Raw genomic sequence first — 18463 nt, 5'->3', positions numbered from 1 at the left:
GCGACAAGTTCTCCGGTTCCGGGGGCGGTGTAAAGGCGCCGGAGCCAGACCTTGAAGGTCCGGTTCGCGGGTTGGCCGGGACCGGCCTGGCCGTGGTTCCCGGTGAGGAGTGTGCGTGCCCAAGCGGCGGGGACGATGCCGTAGCCGGGGAGCCTGGCCGGTTCGCTCTCGCCTTGGAAGAGGGTGCGGTCGGTCATGACGAGCTGGACTTCAACCCCGCAAATACCGCCCGGGGTGCCGGTGGTGCGTTCGACCAGGGCATCGGCCATGATCTGGCCCCGGGTGCGGGTGTCCCCTGTATTGCGGAGGGTGTCTGCGTGCCGGGTCAGGGCCGCGTGCACGGCCACGCCCTGGGCGACGGGAAGCAGTGCGGTCAGGTAGGTCATGGTGTCAGGCGCGGGCCGCAGGCTCACGTGGCGTTCGGTGGCGGCGTGGCTGGCGCGCTGGGTCACGGAGCGGGGGTCCCGCCGGTACGCCGCGGCCCGGGCGGCGGAGATGATGGCCTTGTCCCCCACCCCGTCGAAGGTTCCGGTGTCGGCGGCGAGTTCCTCGTCCACCGCGCAGCGGTCCTCGGCGGACAGGCAGGCTGTTTCCTTCACCAGCAGCGTGGCGCGCCATTCGTTCATCTGTCCGGTGTCCAGGGCGGCGAGGGTGTGCGGCATTTCGGTGACGAGCGCCTTCGCCAAGCCGAACAGCCGTGATCCGCGGGCGGGGGATTCCCGCCGGGCCAACGCAATTTGAGCTCCGACCCCGCGGCCGTGTTCCTCGGCCGGCACACCTGCCGCCGCGTCGGCGCTGCGCTGGGCGGCATCGAACGCGACGGCGATCCGGGCCTGGGCAGCGGCGGCCGCGGACTTCAAATCCTCCAGGGCACGCAACTGGTTTATCAGTTCGGTGCTGTCGGGGCCTGGCCGGAGCGATCGCACGGCGTCGATCAGATCCTGCACCCGCAAGCCCGGCCCAGCGACACCGGGGACAGCCTCCGGGACCGTGCCGCCGGATGGCGCATCTGGTCCGATCAGCTGTGTTCCCCGGTTCCCGGCCATAACCACAGCATCGCAGAGGGGTCTGACATTAATAGGTCGATGGAGCCCGTCCAATCGAAAAACGATGAAGATCGGAAGAACTCTCAGTGATGACGTCGACGCTGTTGCCGTGCCGCGCGGGTCGTGGCGTTGAGCAGGAGGATCGATTTCGTCGCGATCGATACGACGAGGAGCGTAACGGCGGCGAGCACTCCAATGGTGATGGCCTGCCAGGCAGGCGGTTGGAGGAGGTGCAACCAGGTAATGGCGAGTGCAGCGACACTCGCCACGGGGAAGGTGAATGACCAGAACCCCAGCGAGAACGGCAGTGCGCCGTAGCGCGGCAAGAGCGTCGCCTGGATCAGCACCATCAGAACCGTGATCGCCGTCAACCCCTCGAACACAAGATCGGGCCGACCGCCTGAGATCGTGAGCCACGCCGCTGACGCAACGGCCGGGGGAGCCATCATGATCGCAAGTGTCGGGAGCAGTGGTGCCGGCATCGTTGGACGGCGCGCGAGGCGGAGGAAGAAGAACACGGAGATCACCAGCCAAAAGACGATGCCAACGGCGAAGCTCCCTATGGCGAGCCAGTCAAGCCCCGCCTGTGCCGCGGCGAGTGCACCGACTAAACCGGCTGCGCTGATGGGCAGGAAGTAGCCGCCATGAACGGATTCAAGCGGCAACTGCCCACGCATCCAGAAGCCCAGAATCCATGCGGCGAACGCGGCTGCGGCGGCCATGGAGATCAACGTCAGTACAGTTCCGGCCAGCGGAATCGTGTGGTGAAGGTTCGCTCCGAGCAGCATCGCGGCGATGGGAAGGATTGCCGCCAGCGGACCCTGGGCGAAGTGCGTGAGCTGATGAGAGAGCGGTTGGTCGGTGCGCTTGCCGCGATGCGTGTGTACTGCGACGGTCCAGATCCAGGAGATCCCGGCAACTAGCCAGAACGCTTGCCCGAGCTCGAACGGGAGCCCGAGCGCGGAAGCCGCCACGGACCAGACCTGGGCGAGGCCGGCCAGGCCCAGTGGGATGGCGAGCGTGTTCAGCGGGACGCGCGTGTGCAGGCCTGTTGCCGGGGTGGCGTGTGCCAGGGACTTTTGAATGGACAAGGAGTGCCTTCCTGAAAGGACAGCTGGATCCAGATGTGGCCGCAAAATTAGTTTTTGACCTTGAAGTACAATATCATGCGGGTTACTCTTTTTCCATGGGTAGACCGATGCAGTTCGAGGCCGCTGAGGCCGTCGATAGGGCGATGGATCTGTTCTGGCGTCAGGGGTACGCCGGAACGACGCCGCAGGAACTGGCCGGTGAACTGGGCATTGGCAAAGGCAGTCTCTACAACACGTTTGAGAGCAAGCACGCACTGTTCCTGCGTGCCCTCCGGCGCTATAGCCTGAAACGACTCGAGTACCTGGCCGAGCTGTTCTCAGCGCCCGGGCCGGTCCGGCCCCGTCTCAAAGGGGCCATGACTGTCCTTGCCGGCGTGGGCGAGCATCAGCGGGGATGCGTCATGGTCAATGCCGCGGCGGAGCTCGGCCCCGCGGACGTCGACGTGAATCGCATCGCGGACGAGCTCTTCACGCAGATCGAAGCCGTGTTTCGGCAAGCAATCGTGCAAGGACAAGAGTCCGGAGAGCTCGGTGTGGATCGGGATGCCGGCACTGCCGCCAGCCAACTGCTTGCCTCCGTGATCGGGCTAAGTGTGCTCGTCAAGACAGGCATGGCGTCGGAGAGATTCCGCGCCGTCGTCGACGGCATCGTCGACGGATTGTGACATCGCAAGGAATCCACGATCAGACGTGAGCAGGCGCGTGCCGGTTATACGGATGTTGTGAACAGTTCGATGCCGGACGCGACTGCGACTTCTCGGTACGCGTTTGCCAGGTCATCCAGGCTCGCGTGTCTGTTTAGGCCGCTCGGGTTCGGGACCACCCAGACGGGGATGCCGCCGAGATGGTCCAGCTGACGTCCGACCGTTGCCTGGGGCCGGGCGAAGGCAACCCGGTAGGCGGTGATTCCCAATACCGCCACCACTGCCGGAGCGATGCGTTCGACGCGCTCTGAGAGTGCTTCGGCTCCAGCGACGAGCTGCTCTGCGGTGAGTTCGTCCGCGCGCGCCGACGCTCCCGCGACCAGAGACGTGATGCCGAGGCCACGCTCACGCAGATGCGCGAGGTCTTCGGGGCGGAAGCCCGCCGAAGCATCTATCCGCCGATCGACGATGCCCGCCCGGTAGAGAGCAGGATAGAAGCGGTTGCTCCCGCCGCCGAAATGCGCCTGCACCGCGACGGCGCGCAAGCCGGGATTTATGCCGACGAACAAAAGCCGTGTGTGGTCCCCGAGTAGGTCCGGCAGGCTCCCGTCTCGGAACGAATCAAGGACAGACCGACTAAATCCCATCACTCCACCTTCGGGCTTCCGGAAGCGGAGGGCTACCGGTGTTTCACAATGCGAGTACGGGGCTGTTTTCACCAAAAACCCCGACGGCGGGGTGCCGCTTCCCGTGGAAGCCGCACCCCGCCGTCGGGATCGTTTAGTCGCGCCCGTTAGGGGCGGAGAGAAACTAAGCCGAGACGAGGTTGTGCCAGTCGGCCACGAGGGGCAGGTTGTGCGCCTCGGAAACCGAGCGGTGCGTGACCTTGCCGGCAGCGATGTTGAGGCCCGCGGCGAGGGCGGGGTCGCGGTCGAATGCGGCCTTGACGCCCAGGTTGGCCAGTGCCACTGCGTAGCGCAGGGTGACGTTGGTCAGTGCGTAGGTGGAGGTGTTCGGAACGGCGCCCGGCATGTTGGCGACGCAGTAGAAGATCGTGTTGTGGACCTTGTACGTGGGTTCCTGGTGCGTGGTGGGGTGGGTGTCCTCGAAGCAGCCGCCCTGGTCCACTGCGATGTCCACCAGCACGGAGCCGGGCTTCATGCGGGAAACCAGTTCATTGGTGACCAGCTTGGGGGCCTTGGCGCCCGGGATCAGCACGGAACCGATGACGAGGTCGGCGTCGACCACTGACTTCTCGATCTCGTAGGCGTTGGAAGCGACCGTCTTCAGGCGGCCCTGGTAGATGGCATCCAGCTCGCGGAGGCGGTTGATGTTGATGTCCATGATGGTGACGTCGGCACCCAGGCCCAGGGCCATGGCGGCAGCGTTGGTACCGGCAACACCGGCGCCGAGGACAACAACCTTGGCCGGGCGGACACCCGGGACGCCGCCCAGCAGCACACCCTTGCCGCCGGCCGGAGCCATGAGGGAGGAAGCGCCGACGACGACCGACAGGCGGCCGGCGACCTCGGACATCGGTGCCAAGAGGGGCAGCGCGCGGCCGTCCTGGACGGTTTCGTAAGCGATCGCCGTGACGCCGGAGTTGATGAGTTCCTGGGTCAGCTCGGGCTCGGCGGCCAAATGGAGGTAGGTGAAGAGGATCAGGCCCTTGCGGAAGCGGTGGTACTCGGCCTTGATCGGTTCCTTGACCTTCATGACCATGTCAGCGCGTGCCCAGACGTCGTCGGCTTCGGCCACGATCTCAGCGCCCGCAACCGCGTATTCCTCGTCCGTGATACCGGAGCCCAGGCCTGCGCCCCGTTCCACCAGAACGGTGTGGCCGTGGGTGCGGAACTCGTGAACGCCTGCGGCCGTGATGGCAACGCGGAATTCGTTATTCTTGATCTCTTTGGGGACACCGATGATCATTTTGGGCTCCATGTTCGAAAGGCTCCAACGGCCTTTTTCTCTGCGGGGGACTGTGATTCCAGAATAAATCCGCTGTGAGCCAGGCGACAGGAAAGGTGATCGCAGCCGTCGCTGACTTCCCCGGAATTCCGGGGTTTTTGCGGCCCGCGACTCGACATTTGTCGATACTGAGAGCGTCAGGTGTCGCCTGATGTTCGTCGGGCAAAGTAGTGTTTTCTCCATGCAGCAGGACGTGGAGAAGATCGTCGAGGACGTCGCACTCAAATTGGGCCGCGGCCTCTCCCTGGAAGACCTCGACGGCGTGCTGCTCGCCTACAGTTCCAACCAGTCCCACGCCGACCGTGTGCGCGTGAATTTCCTCCTGAGCAAGCGTGTCCCGGTGGACGTCAGCGCGTGGCAGCTCTCGCACGGCATCGCTACCGCGGTGCGTCCCGTCGTCGTGCCCGCCAATGAGGAACTCGGGATGGTGGGACGCGTCTGCGTCCCGCTGCTGGTGCGCGGATTCCGCGTCGGGTACCTCTGGGTCCAGCAGGACCTTGACGAGCAGACCGCGACGGCGATACTCGCCGAGCTGCCGGGCGTCCGGGACGAGTTGGACCTCCTCGCGGGGTTGCTGCTCGATTCCAATACGGCCGAATCGGAGTTCCGGCGCCGCCGTGAGCAGGAATTCCTCGCTGCATGCCAGGGCGAATCCAATGCAGGGGCGGCCGTGGCGGGATGGAAAGAGATCCAAGGCCGGGGACCTTGGCAGCTGGTGACCGTGCTCGATGCTGACGACAGTGGCGGCGTTTCCGATCCGATCGCGGCGACCCTGACACACCGTTCCGCCGCACTGCAGGCTACTATCGGGGTCGATTCCGTGCTTTTCAGCGCCGGCACCGAGACGCACTCGGTCCTGTTGTTCCGCGAAACCGGCGGACGGGCAGAACATGCCCAGGTCCTCGTCCACTATCAGCTGGAACTCGCCAAGCGCGCCGGCCGGAAGGTGGACCGCGTCATTCTGGGCATCAGCGAGCCGTTTTCAGTCATCCGCCAACTGGGTCGGGCGTACCGGCAATCGAAGCTCGCCGCCCAGGCTGCCGCCGTCGATCCTCCACTCGGCGAGCTCGTGGACAGCCGCTCGGCCGGGATCTACCAGTTGTTCGAACGGCTACAAGCGCCCGGCGGTTGGGACGATTCGGGCTCGGCACATTTCCAGGAGATCGAGGACGCCGACCGCAACGGCGAGCTGCTCCCCGTGCTCGAACTGCTCTACGACAGTGACGGCTCCGTGCAGGACGTGGCCGCGAAGCTCCACCTGCACCGCAGCAGCATCTACAACCGGCTGGCCAGGGTCCGCCAGCTCATCGGAGCAGATCCGCTGAATGGCGCCATCCGGCTCGAACTCCACGCAACGCTCAAAGCGCGGCGCTGGGCAGGGCGTCCACGGATTTGACCCCCCTGGTACCGGAAGCCGCGCTGGCTTACTTGTTGAACTGCCTCAACTGAAGGCTGCAGCGCCAGCGGTCCGGGCGGTGCTGAATCATCTGCGTCCGGGTGTTCCGGCAGCATCGTCCGTGCCACTCGACGGCAAATGTTCGATGCCCTCCCATCCTCACTGCAGTGCCTTGGTTGCTGCGTCCAGAATCGACCCAAGATCAACGCCCGGTTGGGTAGGCGGTGGCGTAGGTGTGGGGCTGGCCGGGGTCCGTGGCTTCCAAGAACCTGTAGGCCCGGGCGTCGGAGACGCTGGATCCGTCGGATCCGGTGTCGGGGTTGGGTTAGCGGGTCCGGTCGGACCCGGGCTGGGAGCCGGCGCAGGCTGGGCCGGAACCGGAACGGAAGGAACAGGCACCGGGCCGAGGCTTGGGGGCAGGGCCGACGGGATTGCGCCAGGAACCTGGACTGAGATCGATGGTGCGAAGGCACCCGAGGGTCCGACGGCGGCGGATCCTTGCGGCGAATGTTGCGCCGGGTCCGCGGCGGTCTGGCCGGCCTTGGCGCTAGGGGTAGCTGCCGAAGGTGATGCTGCACCGCTGGGGGAAGTGCTTGCCGTCGTGGAAGGAGCGCCGGATTGTGTTGAGCTTTGGCTGTCCGCGCTTGTAGTGTCCTGGGTCTGTGTTTCCTGGCCAAAGAAGGGCAACTCAAGAGCCTGGCTAACGGAAGCCGCGGCCAACAAGATGCCTAGGGCGCCGGTCACTACCGCCATTCGGTTGCTCATCGTCCTGACGGCGGCGGCCTTCTTGAGGACGGCGTGTGGTTCGCGGCTGAATGACGAACCAGTAAAGGTCGCCGGACCGGCGCCGGCACGGGGCGCCGCCGGGGGTGCCGTTGTGCCTGCATTCTCGGCTTCGGCGGGTTCAGCTGCCGCAGGAGCCAAGGTTGGGGCAGGCACTGTTGGAATGGCCGCGGTGGCGGGCTCTGCTGCCGCAGGAGCCACGGTTGGGGCAGGCACTGTCGGAATGGCCGCGGTGGCGGGCTCCGCTGTCGCGGGAGCCAGTGTCGGAACGGCCACGGTCGGTATGGCCGCGGTTTCACTGGCTTGGGAAGCCCGCCTTCGTTCGGCCGCCCGGGCGGCCGCGCGCGTGGTGGGCGCCGCCGTCGTGGTGGTTGCCGCGGGGGTGGGCGCCGCCGTCGAACTCAAAGGTTCGGAAGCCGGTGCAGCGATGAACGGTCCACTGTCATTGGCCCGACGGCGTCCGGTTGCTTTGGTGCGCTCGCGTGCCACTTGGGCACGGCGAGGCTGATCCATGGTTGGGGACATGGTGATTGCCTCTCAACGCCTTCGAGGTTAGCTGTCGGGTTCGGACGAGGCCGTCCGGCCGCGCGTGGCGGCTTCACCCCGAGGGCCTGTGGAGAAGTAGTAGGCCCGGAGACTCTGGGTCCCCCGTCTCTGCCGCGGGTCTGGCGGATTCCGGGTTGCGGCAGAGCTCGGCGTCAACCTGGAAGCGGCCCAGTTGGGGATTGGGTCGCCCCTCGACCGTACAACAGCCGGCAAGCAATGTCACATTTGAATAACGGGCGGAGCGGCCTGTTTTTGCCGGGCCTGCGCCGCGATGAGTCCGGCGACGTGGGCGGCGTCGCGGCCGACCCCGCCCACGAGGCCAGAGGTCAACCCGTATTGGAAGGGCATGCCCACAAAGAACAGTCCTGGCAGTTGTTCGACGGCGCCCCGGCAGGTGAGCGGCCAGCCGTCCTCATCCGCGGGAAGTCCTTGGATCCAGCCGAAGTCCGGTTGGTAACCGGTAGCCCAGATTACGGTGGAGACCCGGAACGTCCTGCCGTCATCAGCTTGGGGTTGGCCCTCGCGGGCGCCCGCCAGGCGTGGCAGGCGGGTGACTCCTGCGGCGTCGAGTTCTCGCGTGGAGGTCCGGATCAGCGGCGCGCCGTGCTTGGTGAACCCGACCGCGACTTTGCGGCCGATAGGGGTGGACCTGTTCAGCACCTTGTGGATGAAGAGCCACCAAAGCCCGCCGGCGTATCGCGTCACCGGGCCCGGGATGTGGAACGGAGGGGTTCCGGCAATGTAGGTGCGGTGCGTGGGTGCGAGCTCCAAGGCGATTTCGACGCCGGAGGTGCCGGAGCCGACCACCAGGACATCTCCGGGCGGAACTGAGTCCGGGTTGGCGTATTCAGCTCCGTGCAGTTGGTGGATGCCGGGATCCAGATCCTTGGCGAAAGCCGGGATCCTTGGTTGCGTGTTCGGGCCCGTGGCAACAACAACGTTCCTGGCCAGGATCGACCCGGAGCTCGACTGTATCCGGAACCGGCCGTCCTCCCGCTCGATGCCAACGACATGGGCACCATGGCGTACCGGGAGCTCCCATTTCCTTGCGTAGTCCTCAAGGTATTCGGCCATGGCGTCTTTGCCGGGAAAGCTGCCTCGGGCGGCGGGAAATGGCAGGCCGGGAAGGGAATCGTGCTGCGCCGGGGTGAAGAGCCGCAAGGAATCCCAGCGGTTCCGCCACGCGTCGCCAATACGCTCCTGCGAGTCCAGGATGAGGATGTCTTGCCCGTGTTTCTTCAGGTGGAATCCAGTGGCGAGCCCTGCCTGTCCGGCGCCCACAACTACGGTGTTCACTGCCTCATTGCTATCCATCGCGAAGCCTCCTGAGGTGTTCGAGATCATTAGAATAGCATTCCAGTCACTGGAATGCTATTCTTTTCCCGTGGAAATCCGGCACAATGACAGGCGGTTAGCTCAAGCCGCCGCAACCAAGGCTGCCGTGGTGGAGGCCGCCCGCGAGCTGTTTCTGAGCAGGGGATACGTGGCTACCACCATCGGGGCTGTTGCCGAGCAAGCCGGTGTGGCTATCCAGACCATCTACAACTCCGTGGGCAACAAGGCCGCGTTACTCTCGGCCGTGGTTGACGCGACGGCCGCGGGTCCGGATGCCCCACGCTCCGTCCCGGAGACCATGCGCGAGCGGACTGCCGCAGCCCCCGACGCCGGGGCGGTCCTGGCGTTGTTGGCCGACTGGTTCGCAGAGGTGCACCCGCGAAGCAGCCAATTGTTCAGCGTCATGAGGCAGGCCTCCGCCGTCGACGCCGAAGCGGCAAAAGTGGAGCGCGACCGGGCCGAACTCCGGCTGAGGAACTATGCGGAAGCGGCGGCTGCGCTCAGGCGGCGCGGGGCATTGACCTCCGGCATGAGCGACGAGCAAGCCGCTGCCGTGATTTGGTCGGTGGGTCACCCGGACACCTACCGATCACTCGTGCTGGATTTCGCTTGGGGATTGGACCGCTACCGGGATTGGGTCCACGCGGCGCTCAAGGCCGCCCTCGCGTAGCTTTCTACGTGTTGCTTTGCTCTTCTGCCGCGGCCGTCTTCTTCTGGGTTTCCAGCCACGCCATGATGTCCGCGAGCCTGATGCGGCGATGCGTGCCGCGGTATTCCACCGGGATTTCGCCACGGTCGGTCATGTTCCGCAGGTAGGTGTGCGAGATTCCCGCGAGTTCGGCCGCCCGCGACGTCGTGAGCATTTCCTCGACGCTGCTGACGGTCACCGCTTCGCCCCGGCCCAGCCTGCCGAGGAGGTCGACGACGGCGTCCCTCGCCTCATCCGGCAGCCGATGGACCGTGCCGTCCACGAAAACCGTGATGTCGTTGCTGTCCTTGAGTGAGCGTGCCAGGTTCCGGGCGTCGTCCGCGGGCAAGCCAGGCGTAACGCGGGGAGCTATCAATGCCATGGCAGAAGCCTAGCGGCGCCCAAGGCTGTGCGGTTACGCCCTCGTGTTAGATTCACGCCTATGGTCAACTACCCCGCCAATCCGGATCCAGCTCCCGCCGTGGCCGCGGCAATCGATCTACTGGTGCGGCAAGGCTACGACGCGACCTCCGTGGACGACCTCGCCGATGCCGCGGGGATCAGCCGGAGCACGTTTTTCCGCAAGTTCGGTTCCAAAGAGGACATTGTTTTCGCTGATCACGACCGGATTCTCGGGCGGGTCCAGGAGTCGCTTTCGGGAACGACGGCGGATCCGTTACGTGCCGTCGTGGACGCGGCGCTCATGGTCTTTAGCCACCATGTGGGCAACCGGAGGACTTCCCTGGCCCGCTACGAACTTCTGCATCAAGTGCCGGCCCTTCGTGATCGTGAACTTGTGATGACACATCGCTATCAACGGGCTTTCCGGAATCATCTCCTATCTGTGCTGCCCGAAGGCGAAAGCCGGGAGGTCACGGCGGTGGCCTTTGCCGCATCGGTAGTCGCCCTGCACAACAGCGTCCTGCGCCAATGGCTGCGGGCGGTTTCTGCGGGCGAACGCGTCACGGGTGCCGGGGATGAGGCGCGTGCTTGGCGCGATGCGCGGGAAGCTGAAGCCGAAGAACTGGCCGCCAGGCTCGGGAACGAATTGGGCGCATTGGCGGACACGTTCGCCCGTGTTTCAACCGGCGAGGCGGGTAGCGACGCAGCCGGTGCCGCGTCCGCGCCAGGCGGCCGGCCCGCCGTCGTGGTTGCCGTCCTCGATCCTGCAGCGGGTACGGAACGGATCCTTCAAGCAGTCCGGGACGCCCTGGCTTAGTTCATCCAGCAGAACCCCCCGCTGGTACTGCGTTCCTTGACATGAAACTGAGTGTCAGCGCATGCTGGGAGTCGCAGATCGAAACCCCAGAGCGAGGATTCCCCCATGACGACGACGTCCAATAGCACCTCCGAAGAACTGGATGCCTTGTTTCCGGCTGGGACTGTTTTCCCGGCTGGCACCATGGAGCCCGAGTATGTCCTCAACGAATCGCTGGACCCGGACCCGGCCTCCGTTTTCAAGGACATCAGCGGCGAAGACCGCGCCTACTGGGACCGTGCGCGGACCTTTGTCCAGGACGAGGTGCTCCCGGTCATCGCGGGGTACTGGGAGCGCGCGGAGTATCCGCTGCACTTGGTGAAGCGTCTCGGTGAACTTGACCTCCTGCGCGACGGAATCAACATCGACGGGTTCCCTGCCATGAGCAAAACCGCCGCCGGGCTGGTCACCATGGAACTGAGCCGCGGCGACGGGTCCATCGGCACGGTGGTCGCGGTCCAGGGTGGTTTGGCCCTTCGATCCGTGGCCGAATGCGGTTCCCCGGAACAGCAGGCCCGCTGGCTTCCCGCGCTTTCCCGGGCCGAGGAATTCGGTGCCTTCGCGTTGACCGAGCCCGCGCACGGCTCCGACTCGGTGGGACTCGAGACAACTGCGACGGCCGTCGAGGGCGGGTATGTGCTCAACGGTGAAAAGAAGTGGATCGGCAACGGCTCGATCGGCGGGCTGACCGTCGTCTGGGCCCGCGGCGACGACGGGCAAGTCCACGGATACCTCGTCCCGCAGGATTCCCCCGGATACTCTGCCACGACCATCGAAGGCAAGCTCTCACTCCGGGCCATTTGGCAGGCACATATCCGCCTTGAGAATGTCTTCATCCCGGCGGAAAACGTGCTCCCGGGTGCCCGGAGTTTCAAGGACACGGCCCGGGTGCTCTTGGCGACCCGGCTGGGAGTGGCCTGGTCCGCCGTCGGGCATGCCACTGCCTGCTACGAAACCGCGGTGCAGTACGCTGCCCAACGCCGGCAGTTCGGCCGCCCGCTGGCCGCTTCGCAGATTGTGCAGGAGCGACTTACCCGGATGCATTCGGAGCTCGCCACCATGCAGCTCATGGTCATGCAGATGACCAAGCTGGACGAAGAGGGCGTGCTGACTCCCGCTCAGGCGGCGCTCGCGAAGTTCACATGCACCCGGACTGCCCGCAGCATCGCCTCGAACGCGCGCGACCTGCTCGGGGGCAATGGGATCTTGTTGGCCAACCGCGTGGCCCGGCACTTCGCCGACATAGAGGGCATCCATACCTATGAAGGCACAGAGACCGTGCAGGCGTTGATTATCGGACGCTCGATCACGGGCATCTCAGCCTTCGCCTAAAGCGGTATCCCCCGCCCCCGGCGCGGCCCCCCAGACGCTCGCTCAGATATGAGCCCAAAATCCCGGACGCTCGCTCAGATATGAGCGCAATCGACGTAACGCTCGCTCGCTAATCAACGGTGAGCGAGCGTCTGGCGGGAAGCCACCGTATGTGAGCGAGCGTTCGACGGGAGGCCGCCATGTGTGAGCGAGCGTTGGGCGGGAAGCCACCATATGTGAGCGAGCGTTGGGCGGGAAGCCACCATATGTGAGCGAGCGTCGGGTGGGAGGTGCCTACTCCGCGTCGAGGTCTGTTTCCAGCAGCGTCACCAGGGAATCGAGGGCAGCGTCGGCGCCGTCGCCATCTGCACGAAGCACGACGACGTCGCCCTTCGCCGCGCCGAGCGTCATGAGCGAAAGGATGCTGGCGGCGTCGAGCGCGTCGTCGGCAGGCGAACCGGCCATCGCGATGGTCACTTCAACCGGGGATTCCCCCGCGGCTTCGGCAAAAATCGCCGCCGGACGGGCGTGCAGTCCGGAGCGGCTGGCGATGGTGGCGGTGCGTTCGGGCATGGTTTCTCCTTGTGTTCAGGTAGGGGGCAGTACGGCTGGGCTCAGAGCCCGAGTTCCTCGAGGATCGGCAGTTTGGCGCGGACCCAGGCCTTCGCATCAAGCGCATCGGGTGCGCTGAGCGCCAGCCGGGCGAGCTCCTGCGCCTGTTCCAACGTCACCGTTTTGAGCACGGTTCCGACGGCGGCCAGCGAGCGGGCGGTCATGGACAGTGTGGACACGCCCAGGCCAACGAGTACGACGGCGAGGGCCGGGTCCGCGGCAGCTTCACCGCAGACGCCAACGGGTTTGCCGCTGCCTTCTTCCGCCGAGCCCGCCACTGTCAGCTGGACGAGGCGCAGGACGGCTGGCTGCCACGGGGTGTTGAGTTCGGCGAGGGGCCCGAGTTGCCGGTCGGCGGCCATGGCGTACTGGGTGAGGTCGTTGGTGCCGAGGGACGCGAAGCCCACGTGGCGCAGGACCGACGCCGAGGTCAATGCTGCCGAGGGAACTTCCACCATCACGCCGGGTGTCTTGATGCCCGCGGCATCGCACATCGACGCGAAATGGGCAGCCTCGGCCGCAGTCGAGATCATGGGTGCCATGACCCACACCTCGGCTTCTGTTTCGTCGGCCGCTATGGCGATGGCCTCGAGCTGGCGGTCCAAAACACCGGGTGTCGTGAAGTCGGTGCGGTAGCCGCGCACGCCGAGGGCCGGGTTGGGTTCGGTGGCGTCGGTGAGGAAGGGAAGGGGCTTGTCGGCGCCTGCATCGAGGGTCCGGAGCACTACTTTCTTGCCCGGGAAAGCGTCGAACACGCCCCTGTACGCGGCGGCCTGTTCAAGCACGGTCGGTTCGGTGTCGCGTTCCAGGAAGCAGAATTCGGTGCGGAAAAGGCCCACGCCCTGCGCGCCAAGCGCAGCGGCCGCGGCAGCGTCCTTGGCGCCGCCGACGTTGGCGAGGAGGGGCACCAAGTGGCCGTCCGCCGTCGTGCCGTTGCCGTCAAAAACCGCCAGGGTGGCGGCATTTTCGACCCATGCGAGGGCGGCCGCGCGCTGTTCTTCGCTGGGTTCGAGGGAGAGTGAGCCGGCTGCGCCGTCCACAAAGACTTCTGCGCCGTCAGGAATTTCGTCCACTCCGCGGGCCGCGACGACGGCGGGCAGGCCGAGCGAGCGCGCGATGATCGCCGTGTGGGACTGCGGTCCGCCGCCCGAGGTGACCAGTGCTGTCACGACGGCGGGGTCCAGCGTTGCGGTGTCGGCCGGAGCGAGGTCTTCGGCCACCAGGATGAACGGAGTGTCCGACGCCGGGATCCCCGGGGCGGGGACTCCGCGAAGTTCGGCGACGATCCGCGCGCGGACGTCCAGGACGTCGGTGGCGCGCTCGGCCATGTATCCGCCCAGGTTGTGGAGCATTTCGGACACGGAGGCGCCGGCTTCCCAGATGGCGCGTTCGGCGGAGCTGCCGTTGTTGTTGATGAGCTTGGTGGCCGACTTCAGGAGCATGGTGTCCTTGGCCATGAGGGCGGTGGCTTCCAGCACCGCCTTGCCGTCGCCACTGGCCTTGTCCGCGCGCGCTTTGAGTTCGTCGTGGACCGACTGGGCCGCCGCTTTTAGGCCGGCGACGGCGTCTTCCGCGGTGGTCGATGCGGCTAGCTGCTCTCCCGACGGCGGTTCGCTGACTGGTTTGGGCATCTGACGGATAGTGCCAATGACGCGGCCCGGGCTGACGCCTACTCCTTGGAAATTCTGCACTGAAATCCTCTGTTCCTGCTCTCGGATCGGACCCGGCGGCTGCGGCGCCTCGGGATCCGAAAAAATCTCCTGTGACTCACTTCATATAGCGTTGCTATAGGTGCTAGGGTAGCGGCTATGAGTTTCGATGACCAGCTTCCGCCCAAAACTCGGCTGCTCCGTGCAGCTGCCGAGTTGCTGGCGAATTCGGATGGGTCGCCGGTCTCTACGCGCCAAATCACCAAACTTGCCGGCGTCACGGCGCCCACGCTTTACCACCACTTCGGCGACAAGGAGGGGCTGTTCGACGCCGTCGTTGCAGCCGGCTTCGAGGAGTATGTGGCGGGAGAGCGGGACTTCGCTCCCTCTGGGGTTCCCCTGGAGGACGTCCGCCGGATGTGGGACAACCACGTCCAGTTCGGACTTACCCAACCGCACCTTTACCTGGTGATGTTCGGCAACATCCGTCCGGAAAGCAGGCCGGCCATCGTGGCTGATGCCGAGTCGCTTCTGGAGGAGATGCTGAGCAAGGCGGCCATTGCCGGGCAGATCAACGTACCCCCGCGTGAGGCGGCCAGAAGCATCCTGGCGGCCAACGTTGGCGTCACGCTCATGCTCATTGCAGAGCCCCTGGAAGACCGGAACCTCGAACTTTCCACCATGACCCGGGATTCCATGATTTTCGCCGTGTCCACGGAAACAGCCCGTGGCGCCGCAGCAGACGACTCCGGCAAGTCGTCCGTTGTTGTTGCGGCAATCGCGCTGAATGCGGCACTCCAAGCCTCGCATTCAGACCAGCTATCCAGTTCGGAACTGAAGCTCTTTCTTGAATGGCTTCACCGAATCTCCAGCAGCTCCTAGAGCTGTCCTCTTTCGATAGATATCGACTGATTCCGCATTGATGCGGGACTCACGTTAGGAATTCACACAATGGCAACAGCGTCAGTTGCGAAACAGCGCACCAGCGTGCGCGTTGGTGTCCAAAAGTTCGGAACGTTCCTCTCGGGCATGATCATGCCCAACATCGGGGCCTTTATTGCATGGGGCATCATCACCGCCCTGTTCATCAAGACCGGTTGGCTGCCCGTCCCCGAACTGGGCGGCTTCGGCAACAACGCCGCCGGTACACCGAACGTGGGCCTTGTCGGCCCAATGATCACCTATCTGCTGCCGCTCCTGATTGCATACACCGGCGGCAAGATGGTCTACGACGTCCGCGGCGGCGTGGTTGGTGCTATTGGTACCATGGGCGTGATCGTTGGTGCCGGTATTCCGATGTTTATCGGTGCAATGATCATGGGCCCACTCGGTGGCTGGACGATGAAGAAGATCGACTCCATCTGGGATGGCAAGATCCGTCCGGGCTTCGAGATGCTGGTGAACAACTTCTCCGCAGGTATCTGGGGGCTTTGCTCGCCATGCTCGGCTTCTTCGGTATTTCTCCCCTGGTCCAGGCCTTCAGTACGGCCGCGGGCAATTTCGTCCAGTTCCTGGTCCACAACGGACTCCTTCCGCTTACCAGCATCTTCATCGAGCCCGCCAAGGTCCTCTTCCTGAACAACGCAATCAACCACGGGGTACTGACGCCGTTGGGGATCCAGCAGTCGCTCGACCAAGGTAAGTCCATCTTGTTCCTGCTTGAAGCCAACCCCGGTCCGGGAGCCGGAATTCTTCTCGCGTACATCTTCTTCGGACGCGGGGCGGCGAAGGCCTCGGCACCCGGCGCTTTGATCATCCAGTTCCTTGGCGGCATCCACGAGATCTACTTCCCGTATGTCCTGATGCGCCCGCTGCTGATCCTCGGAGCTATCGCTGGAGGCATGACAGGCATTGCGACGCTCGCAGTCACCAACTCCGGCCTCGTGGCTCCCGCAGCCCCGGGATCCATCTTCGCAGTCATTGCCCAGACCTCCCGGGATAGCTATGTGGGCGTCATTTTGTCGGTCGTCTTGGCGGCGACGGTGTCGTTCCTCGTCTCCTCGCTGATTCTCCGCACCACGCATCACAGCGACGAGGTTGACCTTGGTGCAGCCACCTCCAAGATGGAAGAAATGAAAGGCAAGAAGAGTTCCGTTTCCTCCGCCCTCTTGGGTGCCGGTGGCGGAACCGCCGTCCTGACCCGTCCTATCCAGAACATCGTGTTCGCGTGCGACGCCGGCATGGGCTCCAGTGCCATGGGTGCTTCGGTGCTGCGCAACAAGATCAAGGCAGCCGGTTTCCCGGACGTCAAGGTCACAAATGCAGCCATTGCCAACCTCAGCGACACCTACGACGTCGTGGTCACGCACCAGGACCTGACCGAACGCGCACGGCCTGTCACAGCCAGCGCCGTGCACGTCTCCGTGGACAACTTCATGAACAGTCCCCGGTACGAGGAGATCGTGGAACTGGTCAAGAGCAGCAACGCCGGATCCGGCGCTGAGGGCTCGACGGCGGTTGCCGAACCGGCCGCCGGTGCCCAGCCGGCCGCCGTCGGGGGCAAGGATGTCCTGCTCGCCGAAAGCGTGATCCTCAACGGCACCGCCACGGACCGTGACTCGGCCATCGACGAAGCAGGCAAGCTCCTGCTGGACCGCGGTTCCGTAGACATGGGCTACATCCACGCCATGCATGAGCGCGAGGAATCCGTGTCCACGTACATGGGCAGCTTCCTGGCCATCCCGCACGGCACCAACGCTGCCAAGGACCACATCCGGCACTCCGGTGTGTCGATCGTCCGCTACCCCGAGGGCATCGACTGGGGAGGCAAGCAGGTCAAGTTCGTGGTCGGCGTCGCCGGTATCAACAACGAGCACCTCCACATCCTGTCCTCCATTGCCAAGATCTTCACGGACAAGGCGCAAGTGGCCCAGCTCGAGCAGGCCACCTCGGTGCAGGAAGTGCTGGATCTGTTCGGAAAGGTCAACGCATAGTGAAGGCAGTCCATTTTGGGGCAGGGAACATCGGACGAGGGTTCGTCGGTTTGCTGCTGCACGAGGCCGGATATGAGGTGGTCTTCGCGGATGTCGCAGATGCCTTGATCAGCCAGCTCGCCTCCGTGTCCTCCTACGAGGTCCACGAGGTCGGCGAAAACGCGGCAGTCAAGACCGTGTCCGGTTTCCGGGCCCTGAATTCGGGCACCGAAGAGGTTGCCGTCGTCGCGGAAATCGCGACGGCGGACCTCGTCACCACGGCGGTGGGGCCGCACATCCTCAAGTTCGTGGCACCCGTGATAGCGCGGGGCCTCGCCGGCCGCTCGCCGTCGTTGGCTCCGCTCCAGGTCATGGCCTGCGAGAACGCGATCAACGCCACGGACCTCCTGCGTTCCGAAGTGGAAGCGGCGTGGGACGGTGCCGCGGGCGATCTTTCCTCCGTTGCTGTTTTTGCGAATACCGCGGTGGACAGAATTGTCCCCAACCAGGCGCCGGGCCAAGGCCTGGACGTCACTGTGGAGACCTTCTACGAGTGGGTCATCGACCGGACGCCGTTCGCGGGTGAGGCGCCGGTCATCCCCGGCGCGACCTTCGTGGACGAGCTCGGTCCGTATATCGAACGGAAGCTCTTCACGGTCAACACGGGACACGCCTCGGCAGCATACTTCGGCTACGGCGCCGGCTTGGAGAAGATCTCCGATGCGATGGCCGACGCCTCCGTGGCCGCCCGGGTGCGAGCCGTGTTGGAGGAAACCAAACAGCTTCTCGTGGCCAAACACGGCTTCGTCGAAGCTGAGCAGGAAGCGTACGTGCAGAAGATCCTGTCCCGCTTCACCAACCCGTACTTGCCGGACACCGTGAACCGGGTAGGCCGTGCTCCGCTCCGCAAGTTGGGCCGGCACGAACGGTTCATCGGCCCGGCGGCAGAACTGGCCGAGCGCGGAGTCACTCCCGTCGCCTTGCTCGACGCGATGTCGGCCGCCCTGCGTTTCGACGACGGGGCCGACGACGAAGCCGTGGAACTCGCCCGGATGCTTTCAGAGATGGACGCCGCTGAAGCGGTCGAGCGCATCACGGACCTTCCGCCGTCGCACCCGTTGTTCCCGCAGGTGCGGAAGCTGATCGAAGACCGTAAGGCCGAGGCCTAGACAGCCGGGGCCGGGCTGGCGACGCTCGCTCAGATATGCGGGCTTTTTCCCGAAC

General features: G+C 65.1%; 16 protein-coding genes, 1 pseudogene and 1 riboswitch. Of the genes and pseudogenes, 9 read left to right on the top strand and 8 right to left on the bottom strand.

Features of this window, described 5'->3' with window-relative positions:
* Positions 1 to 1046: DUF222 domain-containing protein (locus AC1DJW_RS24230; RefSeq protein ID WP_476902729.1), on the bottom strand; the 1046-nt coding region annotated here is incomplete at its 3' end.
* An 83-nt stretch (positions 1047 to 1129) separates the two neighbouring features.
* Positions 1130 to 2137, bottom strand: a complete 1008-nt coding sequence (locus tag AC1DJW_RS24225) for an SLAC1 family transporter (RefSeq protein WP_284756104.1) — start codon at positions 2135 to 2137, stop codon at positions 1130 to 1132.
* A gap of 95 nt (positions 2138 to 2232) precedes the next feature.
* Between AC1DJW_RS24225 and AC1DJW_RS24220 the strand changes: the two genes are divergently transcribed.
* Positions 2233 to 2802: a TetR/AcrR family transcriptional regulator gene (locus AC1DJW_RS24220; RefSeq protein ID WP_284756102.1), complete on the top strand. Its 570-nt coding sequence runs from the start codon at positions 2233 to 2235 to the stop codon at positions 2800 to 2802.
* A 44-nt stretch (positions 2803 to 2846) separates the two neighbouring features.
* Here AC1DJW_RS24220 and AC1DJW_RS24215 read toward each other — a convergent pair whose 3' ends face one another.
* Entirely contained in the window at positions 2847 to 3428 is a 582-nt protein-coding gene (locus AC1DJW_RS24215; protein ID WP_284756101.1) for a mismatch-specific DNA-glycosylase, read from the bottom strand.
* 163 nt (positions 3429 to 3591) lie between these two features.
* Positions 3592 to 4710 carry an alanine dehydrogenase gene (gene ald, locus AC1DJW_RS24210; RefSeq protein ID WP_284756100.1) on the bottom strand — a complete coding sequence of 373 codons (1119 nt, stop codon included), beginning with the start codon at positions 4708 to 4710 and terminating at the stop codon, positions 3592 to 3594.
* Between the two features lie 220 nt (positions 4711 to 4930).
* On the opposite strand from ald, the gene AC1DJW_RS24205 reads away from it, so the two are divergent.
* Both AC1DJW_RS24205 and AC1DJW_RS24200 read left to right on the top strand, forming a co-directional pair.
* Positions 4931 to 6145 (top strand): PucR family transcriptional regulator, encoded by a 1215-nt coding sequence (locus AC1DJW_RS24205; RefSeq protein WP_476902728.1) that lies wholly within the window; start codon positions 4931 to 4933, stop codon positions 6143 to 6145.
* An 877-nt stretch (positions 6146 to 7022) separates the two neighbouring features.
* A complete protein-coding gene (locus tag AC1DJW_RS24200) occupies positions 7023 to 7436 on the top strand; it encodes a hypothetical protein (protein ID WP_476902727.1) in 414 nt (137 codons plus the stop codon).
* A gap of 19 nt (positions 7437 to 7455) precedes the next feature.
* A riboswitch (cyclic di-AMP (ydaO/yuaA leader) is annotated at positions 7456 to 7609 on the bottom strand.
* A gap of 84 nt (positions 7610 to 7693) precedes the next feature.
* Here the strand turns inward: AC1DJW_RS24200 and AC1DJW_RS24195 are convergent.
* Positions 7694 to 8788 carry a flavin-containing monooxygenase gene (locus AC1DJW_RS24195; protein WP_476902726.1) on the bottom strand — a complete coding sequence of 365 codons (1095 nt, stop codon included), beginning with the start codon at positions 8786 to 8788 and terminating at the stop codon, positions 7694 to 7696.
* Between the two features lie 70 nt (positions 8789 to 8858).
* On the opposite strand from AC1DJW_RS24195, the gene AC1DJW_RS24190 reads away from it, so the two are divergent.
* Positions 8859 to 9479 (top strand): TetR/AcrR family transcriptional regulator, encoded by a 621-nt coding sequence (locus AC1DJW_RS24190; protein ID WP_284756093.1) that lies wholly within the window; start codon positions 8859 to 8861, stop codon positions 9477 to 9479.
* A 4-nt stretch (positions 9480 to 9483) separates the two neighbouring features.
* Here the strand turns inward: AC1DJW_RS24190 and AC1DJW_RS24185 are convergent, their stop codons facing one another.
* A complete protein-coding gene (locus AC1DJW_RS24185) occupies positions 9484 to 9879 on the bottom strand; it encodes a helix-turn-helix domain-containing protein (protein ID WP_284756092.1) in 396 nt (131 codons plus the stop codon).
* A gap of 60 nt (positions 9880 to 9939) precedes the next feature.
* Between AC1DJW_RS24185 and AC1DJW_RS24180 the strand changes: the two genes are divergently transcribed.
* Positions 9940 to 10716, top strand: a complete 777-nt coding sequence (locus AC1DJW_RS24180) for a TetR/AcrR family transcriptional regulator (RefSeq protein ID WP_476902725.1) — start codon at positions 9940 to 9942, stop codon at positions 10714 to 10716.
* Positions 10717 to 10821: 105 nt separating this feature from the next.
* Positions 10822 to 12087 carry an acyl-CoA dehydrogenase family protein gene (locus tag AC1DJW_RS24175; RefSeq protein ID WP_284756090.1) on the top strand — a complete coding sequence of 422 codons (1266 nt, stop codon included), beginning with the start codon at positions 10822 to 10824 and terminating at the stop codon, positions 12085 to 12087.
* A 273-nt stretch (positions 12088 to 12360) separates the two neighbouring features.
* Here the strand turns inward: AC1DJW_RS24175 and AC1DJW_RS24170 are convergent, their stop codons facing one another.
* Complete coding sequence (locus tag AC1DJW_RS24170; protein ID WP_476902724.1) at positions 12361 to 12639, bottom strand: HPr family phosphocarrier protein; 279 nt, start codon at positions 12637 to 12639, stop codon at positions 12361 to 12363.
* A gap of 41 nt (positions 12640 to 12680) precedes the next feature.
* Positions 12681 to 14369, bottom strand: a complete 1689-nt coding sequence (gene ptsP / locus AC1DJW_RS24165) for a phosphoenolpyruvate--protein phosphotransferase (RefSeq protein WP_476902723.1) — start codon at positions 14367 to 14369, stop codon at positions 12681 to 12683.
* A gap of 117 nt (positions 14370 to 14486) precedes the next feature.
* Between ptsP and AC1DJW_RS24160 the strand changes: the two genes are divergently transcribed.
* The 3 genes and pseudogenes from AC1DJW_RS24160 to AC1DJW_RS24150 all read left to right on the top strand — a co-directional run bounded on the left by AC1DJW_RS24160 (position 14487) and on the right by AC1DJW_RS24150 (position 18408).
* The gene (locus AC1DJW_RS24160) at positions 14487 to 15209 is read left to right on the top strand and encodes a TetR/AcrR family transcriptional regulator (RefSeq protein WP_059388720.1); all 723 of its coding nucleotides are present in this window, start codon (positions 14487 to 14489) and stop codon (positions 15207 to 15209) included.
* Between the two features lie 69 nt (positions 15210 to 15278).
* Positions 15279 to 17260 (top strand): annotated as a pseudogene (locus tag AC1DJW_RS24155) (PTS mannitol transporter subunit IICBA).
* Positions 17260 to 18408, top strand: a complete 1149-nt coding sequence (locus AC1DJW_RS24150) for a mannitol-1-phosphate 5-dehydrogenase (RefSeq protein WP_390282796.1) — start codon at positions 17260 to 17262, stop codon at positions 18406 to 18408. Before AC1DJW_RS24155 ends, AC1DJW_RS24150 begins: the two are co-directional and overlap by 1 nt.
* Positions 18409 to 18463 lie beyond the last annotated feature (55 nt).

Source organism: Arthrobacter sp. 05L417 (assembly GCF_056397865.1).
This window is presented reverse-complemented; position numbering and strand designations above follow the sequence as displayed.

Coding starts and splice junctions, on each gene's coding strand:
- AC1DJW_RS24220 (WP_284756102.1), top strand. CDS start 2,233: ATGGGTAGACCGATGCAGTTCGAGGCCGCTGAGGCCGTCGATAGGGCG.
- AC1DJW_RS24215 (WP_284756101.1), bottom strand. CDS start 3,428: ATGGGATTTAGTCGGTCTGTCCTTGATTCGTTCCGAGACGGGAGCCTG.
- ald (WP_284756100.1), bottom strand. CDS start 4,710: ATGATCATCGGTGTCCCCAAAGAGATCAAGAATAACGAATTCCGCGTT.
- AC1DJW_RS24205 (WP_476902728.1), top strand. CDS start 4,931: ATGCAGCAGGACGTGGAGAAGATCGTCGAGGACGTCGCACTCAAATTG.
- AC1DJW_RS24195 (WP_476902726.1), bottom strand. CDS start 8,788: ATGGATAGCAATGAGGCAGTGAACACCGTAGTTGTGGGCGCCGGACAG.
- AC1DJW_RS24185 (WP_284756092.1), bottom strand. CDS start 9,879: ATGGCATTGATAGCTCCCCGCGTTACGCCTGGCTTGCCCGCGGACGAC.
- AC1DJW_RS24180 (WP_476902725.1), top strand. CDS start 9,940: ATGGTCAACTACCCCGCCAATCCGGATCCAGCTCCCGCCGTGGCCGCG.
- AC1DJW_RS24175 (WP_284756090.1), top strand. CDS start 10,822: ATGACGACGACGTCCAATAGCACCTCCGAAGAACTGGATGCCTTGTTT.
- AC1DJW_RS24170 (WP_476902724.1), bottom strand. CDS start 12,639: ATGCCCGAACGCACCGCCACCATCGCCAGCCGCTCCGGACTGCACGCC.
- AC1DJW_RS24160 (WP_059388720.1), top strand. CDS start 14,487: ATGAGTTTCGATGACCAGCTTCCGCCCAAAACTCGGCTGCTCCGTGCA.